Here is a 696-nt window from a genome sequence, read left to right as displayed (position 1 = left end):
GCATATCGACGACCGGCGCCCTGACGGCGCCAAGGTGGCTTGGCCGTGACTCCAGAATCTTCCCGCTCCTCCGATGCCGGCTATGCGGCCGTGGCCGAGCCCCCGCGCCCGGCCATGGTCGGCAAGCATCCCTGCCCCGAATGCGGCGCCAACCTCGAGTGGAACCCCAAGGCGCAGTCGCTGCAGTGCCCCTACTGCGGCACGCTCGTTCCCTGGAGCGAGACGCAGCGCGCGGAACTGGGCAACGCCGTGGTCGAGCAGGACCTGGCCGCGGCGCTGCAAAGCCCGCAGGCCGGCCGCGGCTGGGGCCAGCAGCGGCGCGAAGTGCAATGCCAGAACTGCCGCGCGATCTCGGTGTTCGTCGACGGGCGCACGGCCCAGCGCTGCGATTTCTGCGGCTCGCCGGCGATCGTCGCGCACGAGGAACGCAACGACGCGATCACGCCGCAGAGCATCCTGCCGTTCAAGATCAGCGACGGCCAGATCCGCGACGCGATCCGCAAATGGTATGGCTCGCGCTGGTTCGCGCCGAACAAGCTCAAGAACGCTGCGCTGACCGACACCCTCAAGGGCCTGTACCTGCCCTACTGGACGTTCGACGCCCATGTGCAGGCCGCATGGCAGGCCGACGCCGGCTTCTACTACTACACCACCGAAACCTACCGCGACGCCAACGGCAATGCCCAGACGCGCCAG

The 696-nt window shown here is 68.8% G+C and carries 1 protein-coding gene; it reads left to right on the top strand.

Annotated elements, in window-relative coordinates:
* Positions 1–114 precede the first annotated feature (114 nt).
* A partial coding sequence (locus D3H34_RS33335; RefSeq protein ID WP_491047165.1) for a TFIIB-type zinc ribbon-containing protein occupies positions 115–696 on the top strand: 582 nt, incomplete at its 3' end.

It is taken from the genome of Acidovorax cavernicola (assembly GCF_003581445.1).
The sequence above is the reverse complement of the archived record's forward strand: the minus strand, read 5'-3'. Positions and strand labels throughout refer to the sequence as shown.